Raw genomic sequence first — 4,931 nt, 5'->3', positions numbered from 1 at the left:
CGGGGGGGCCCCGGCCGCCCCCCCCCCCCCACCCCGCCCCGCCCCCCCCCCCCGCCCGGCCGGGCGTTGGCTCCGGTCCGCTGTCAGAGGCGGGACACCAGACCGGATTCCCATGCCCAGGCGGCGATGCGTACCCGGGTGACGTTGCCCAGCTTCAGCGAGATGTGGGCGACGTGCGTCTTGACGGTGCCGGGCGACACGTGGAGTTTCGCGCCGATCTCCTCGTTGCTCAGCCCCCGGGCCACGAGCGCGGCGACGTCCCGCTCGCGGGGGGTTAACGACGGGTCCGCCTGGAGCGGTTCGCGGCCGGTGTTGAACCGCTCCAGCAGGCGGACGGTGACCTCGGGGCTGATCAGGGCGTTGCCGGCCAGCGCGGCCCGGACGGCCTCGACGAGCAGCCCCGGCGCGGAGACCTTCAGGAGGAAACCACTCGCGCCGTCCCGCAACGCCCGGGTCACGTACTCGTCCTCGTTGAAGGTGGTCACCACGATCACCCTGGTGTCCAGCTCGGGCGCGGCGGCGATGCGGCGGACGAGTTCCAGGCCGTCGATTCCGGGCATCCGGATGTCCGCCAGCAACACCGCGGGGCGCAAGCGGCGCACCAGGTCCCAGGCGGCGTTGCCGTTGCTGGCCTCGCCGACGATGGTGAGGTCGGGTTGCGCCGACAACACCATGCGGAAGCCGTGCCGGACCATGTCGTGGTCGTCGGCGATCACGACGTCGGTCATCGGGCCGCCGGCCGGACACCCAGCCCTGGAGCCGTACGCAGGGGCATCGACTCAGCCTATCGGCAACGTGACGCGCACCCGCCACGATCCGTCCTCGACACCGGCGCGCATCGTCCCGTCGAGCGCCTCCACACGGGACCGCAGCGATGCCAAGCCGGCCCCGGTGCCCGTGGCCTGCGACGGCGTCGCGCGGGCCGGCAGGTCGTTGGCCACCACGATGTCGAGCTGCCCGTCCCGCTGGGTCACCGATACCCGCACCGCGACGCCGGGGCGCGCGTGTCGGGCCACGTTCGTGAGCGCCTCGGATACCACCCGGTACGCGGTGGCCTGGATCGCGGCGGGAACGTCGTCGCGCCTCGGCACCGTCATCGTCAGCTCGACCGGCAGCGGGTGGACGTCGACCAGGTCGGCCACCTCGGCGAGACCGTACTGGCGGGCGGTGCGTTCGTCGTCGTCGCGCATCAGCCGGATGCTGTGGTCGAGCCGCCGCAGGGCACGGGACGCGGCCCGCTCGACCTGTTCGATCACCGCTGCCGGGTCGCTGCCGCCCACGATCCGCGCGGACTGCGCCACGACCGCGATGCCGGCGATGTCGTGCGCGACGTAGTCGTGCAGGTCGGCGGCCACCATGCGCCGCTGCTCGGACCGGGCCTGCTCCACGGCTGTCACCCGCAGCTCGTCGAGCCGGCGAAGATAGTGACCGAGCAGCGCTCCCGCCAGCACCGTGACGGCGCCCAGGGCGCTCAGGAACAGCTGTTCTCCGATGGCGGCGTCGGGCAGGAGCCGAAAGCCGACAGCGCCGCCGGGAATCAGCAGGAGCCCTCCGGCCAGTCGACCGGGCCGGCCGGACCCCCGGGTCAGCGCGACACCGAGGGCGGTCAGCGCGCCCACTTCGACGGTGGTCCACAGCAACACCTTGCTGGAGTCGTTGCCCGCGTCGACGAAGTCGTAGCCGAGGAACCGCAGGGCCCAGAGGCTCCCGCACAGAGAGACGACGGCTGCCGTGCCGGCGAGCGGCACGCGGGCGGCCGACCGGGGCGACGAGATCGCCAGCGTCGCGGCGAGGACCGTGATCCAGGCGGTCAGCCGCAGCGCGGCCGGCTGGCCGTACCAGGGTGCCAGGACGGTGACGACCCCGGCGGCCACCCAGGCGAGCCGTCTCATGCGGGTCAGCATCTCACGACGCGACCACGTCCATTGTGACGCCCGACTCGACGGCGAGCGTGCCGGCGGGCGCGCCGTTCAGGTGCTGGTCGAAGAAGCCGACGAGCGAGCGACGGACGGTGCGGTACGCCAGTGGCTGCGCCGAGCCGACATCTCGTCGCACGACGGGCTCGGCGCGCGGGTAGCGTCGCGCGATCTGCGTCAGGACCACGCCGTCGTCGGTGAGCGAGCGGGGGGACGCGCCGGGGATTGTCACTGTCGCCCGCCAGCCGCGCCGCTCGGTGCCGCTCTGGTCGGCGTCTGGCGAGCCGCCGACGACGAGCAGCGGCACGGTGTCGGTGCCGGTGACACGGGTGGCGCCGGTCGTGTCCGCGATGCCGGCCACACCGGGCAGGCCGGCGAGGCGGGCGCGTTGGGTGCCGTCCGCGCCCGTCCAACCGAAGAGGCCGATCCGTCGCGGGTCCAGCGCCGGGCTGAGCTGCCGGTCCAGATCGGTCAGCCTGCTCGTGAGGTACGCGATGTCGGCGATCCTTGTCGCGTCCGCGTCCGCGCGTGAGACGGTGGCGACGGCGTCGGTCGGCTCGATCACCCGCCGGGTGGGGTAGAGATCGACCGCCGGCGCGTCGAACGGGTGGTCGACGGTGACGACCACGTACCCGTGGCTGGCCAGCTCCTCGGCGATACCGGTGTAGGCCGTGCGCATCACCCCCGGCGGAGGCGAGCCGACGAGGACGGGGAACGGACCGCCCGCGGGCGGCGCCCACTCGTGCGAGCGGGTACGGAACATCCAGTTGACCTCGTCCGGCAGTAGCCCCAGACGTCGCTCCTCGCCGGGCGCCCAGGCGAGGCAGCCGAACTCGGTCAGCGCCGGCGCGACGGCGTAGTGCGCCAACGGCCGGGACCCCGCGTCGGCCGGGTAGTGCACGTCGAGCATCAGGGTCCGATCGTCGTCCGGGCGCCACGGGTCGCGGCGGTCGTGGTCGACGAGCCGCATCCGCCGTACGCCCACGTCGTGCGCTCCGCTCGGCGGCGGAAGGGCCGGGCTGAAGGTGTCCCGCCAGCCGGCGGTGTCGCCGTACCGGGGGAGCGCCACCATGGTGATCCCGGCGAGAAGGAGCGCCACCAGCGCGGATGTCAACTGTCGCCTTCGCATGGTTCGATCCTGCCCAGCCACCGGGCGCCCGCGCGTCGCCCGGCAGGCAGAGCCGCGCCGGTTCGACGCCACCGATCCATCCCCTCCGGCAGATGTCGGGGGCGTGTCCGGTGGCCGAGACTGCCGTCATGACAGCGTTGACAGCGTCGGCGGCGACGCACAGCGGGTGGCGGTCCTGGCGGCCGTGGATGCCCGCCGCGGCGAGCGGGTGGTCCTGGTTCCTCGTCGCGATGGGCGTCTTCTGGTCCGTCGGGGGCGCCGGCTACCCGTTCGGGCGCAACGACCGCACCGGGCCGGACTACTCCTCGCTGCTGGCCGGTTTGGAGCGTGCCGTGGGCGGGCCGCTCATCGCCGCGTTCGGTGTGCTGGCGCTCGTCGTGGCGGCGCAGCTCGACGCCCGGGAGCACCACCCGCGCCGGCGCAGGTTCGTGATCATCGGGGGTGTCGCCCTCGCGGCCGTGATCGTGTGTGTCGTGCTGGACGCGCGGATGATCGTCCTGCTGCCACCACTGGGCTTCCTGCCGATCGCCTGGCTGCGGGTGGACTGGCCGACCCTGTTCCAGGTCGTCACCGCTGTGGGTGCGGCCCTGTTCCTCCTGGCCAGCGTCGCGTACGCCGACCGGGCCGACGACGACGAGTCGCCGGGACGGCGGCAGCGCCGAGCCGCCGCCTGGGTACGCGTGGGCCGGATCGCCACCTACGTCGCCATGGTCTGCCCGATGCCGTACGCGCTGATCCGGCTGGCCTGGTCCCGGGGCTGGGCCGTCGGGGCGCCGGAGCCGTTCGTCGTGTCCCTGCTGCGCAACCAGCCGGAGAACGTCTACATCGAGCCGACCCTCGCGTCGTTCGCGATCGGTGGGGTGGTGCTGACCTCGGGGCTGCTGGCCGGGTGGGGCAGGGTGTTCCCCCGCTGGATCCCGGTGCTGCGCGGCCGGGTCGTGCCGATGTGGTTTCCGCTGCTGCTCGGCGGGTCGGCCGTCATCGGCATCTTCGCGTTCGGTCGGGGGCTGCTGCTGGGCCAGTTGGGTGTGCGACTGCCCGGCCAACTCGACACGTTCCAGTTGTGGGGAGAGCCGGTCTACGACTGGGCGTACTGGGGGGCCGGTGGCCTGGGCTGGTTCCTCTTCCCACTGTGGTCGATCTCGCTGGCGGTCGCCCTCGCCGGCTACTACCACCGCTACGCGCACCTCGGGCCGGTAGGTGCGCCACCGGCCCGAGCGCGCGCGGGAAACCGGGGCTAGCGGCAACGCCGTTCAGTTAAGGCGTTGGCTGGTCCGTCAAGGTTCGTTGGTGATGACGTCGATGCTGGTGGTGGCTTTGTAGGTGCGGCGGTCGATGTGGGGTCCGCGGGCCTGATATTTGGAGTTCGAGCGTTTGATCATGCGGGTTTTGGTCCGGATGCGGCGGTCGGGTAGCAGGTTCGCCAGGACGTGGTCTCCGATGACGCCGACCAGGTCGATGACGGTGTCGGCGATGACGCCGGCGGCGTGCACGGCCTGGTCGCGGGCGGCGTTGAGGGCGGTGGTGAAGCTGGCCCGGTCCGGATCGAGGCCGGGCCGGCTGTCGGTGGCGTCGACCATGGCGGTGCGTAACACCTGGTAGACGATGAGCAGGGCGTGGATCTCCTGATCGACGCCGTCGGGGGTGCGGGCGCGCAGGACCCGGCCGCCAGATGTCCGCGCTGATCGGCCTTGTCGGTCGCACCCGGGCGAACGCCCTGCGCAGCATCGGTACCGCCCCTTGCACCACTGGCGAACTCGCTCGCCGGTTGGCGGGGGGGGGGGGGTGGGGGCGGGGGCCAGCCAGCCCGGCGACGGCGGCGCGCGGGGCGAAGAGGGCGCGGTAGAGGGCGGCGCGGGACACGAAGCGAAACACCGCGCCGAGGC

Annotated in this window: 5 protein-coding genes; 1 reads left to right on the top strand and 4 read right to left on the bottom strand. The window is 73.1% G+C overall.

From position 1 onward, the window contains the following. Positions 1-83: 83 nt before the first annotated feature. From ABZU52_RS28550 to ABZU52_RS28540, 3 genes are read right to left on the bottom strand one after another with little or no spacing between them, the layout of a single operon-like run. Positions 84-728: a response regulator transcription factor gene (locus tag ABZU52_RS28550; protein ID WP_354974056.1), complete on the bottom strand. Its 645-nt coding sequence runs from the start codon at positions 726-728 to the stop codon at positions 84-86. A gap of 51 nt (positions 729-779) precedes the next feature. Then, positions 780-1,892 carry an ATP-binding protein gene (locus ABZU52_RS28545; protein ID WP_354974055.1) on the bottom strand — a complete coding sequence of 371 codons (1,113 nt, stop codon included), beginning with the start codon at positions 1,890-1,892 and terminating at the stop codon, positions 780-782. A gap of 13 nt (positions 1,893-1,905) precedes the next feature. Then, complete coding sequence (locus ABZU52_RS28540; protein ID WP_354974054.1) at positions 1,906-3,045, bottom strand: hypothetical protein; 1,140 nt, start codon at positions 3,043-3,045, stop codon at positions 1,906-1,908. Positions 3,046-3,173: 128 nt separating this feature from the next. Here ABZU52_RS28540 and ABZU52_RS28535 point away from each other — a divergent pair, with 128 nt between their 5' ends. Then, positions 3,174-4,286 (top strand): hypothetical protein, encoded by a 1,113-nt coding sequence (locus tag ABZU52_RS28535; protein ID WP_354974053.1) that lies wholly within the window; start codon positions 3,174-3,176, stop codon positions 4,284-4,286. A 36-nt stretch (positions 4,287-4,322) separates the two neighbouring features. Here the strand turns inward: ABZU52_RS28535 and ABZU52_RS28530 are convergent, their stop codons facing one another. After that, on the bottom strand, positions 4,323-4,625 hold the full coding sequence (locus ABZU52_RS28530) for a hypothetical protein (RefSeq protein ID WP_354974052.1): 303 nt from the start codon (positions 4,623-4,625) through the stop codon (positions 4,323-4,325). Positions 4,626-4,931: the final 306 nt, after the last annotated feature.

The sequence above is a fragment of the Micromonospora sp. NPDC005220 genome, from assembly GCF_040607895.1.
Lineage (GTDB): Bacteria > Actinomycetota > Actinomycetes > Mycobacteriales > Micromonosporaceae > Micromonospora.
Note: the sequence above shows the minus strand (reverse complement) of the source record. Positions and strands in the feature narration are given on the sequence as shown.

Bases quoted from the DNA above. Each gene is read 5' to 3' on its own strand.
- ABZU52_RS28550 (WP_354974056.1), bottom strand. From the start codon at position 728: ATGACCGACGTCGTGATCGCCGACGACCACGACATGGTCCGGCACGGC.
- ABZU52_RS28535 (WP_354974053.1), top strand. From the start codon at position 3,174: ATGACAGCGTTGACAGCGTCGGCGGCGACGCACAGCGGGTGGCGGTCC.
- ABZU52_RS28545 (WP_354974055.1), bottom strand. From the start codon at position 1,892: ATGAGACGGCTCGCCTGGGTGGCCGCCGGGGTCGTCACCGTCCTGGCA.
- ABZU52_RS28530 (WP_354974052.1), bottom strand. From the start codon at position 4,625: ATGGTCGACGCCACCGACAGCCGGCCCGGCCTCGATCCGGACCGGGCC.
- ABZU52_RS28540 (WP_354974054.1), bottom strand. From the start codon at position 3,045: ATGCGAAGGCGACAGTTGACATCCGCGCTGGTGGCGCTCCTTCTCGCC.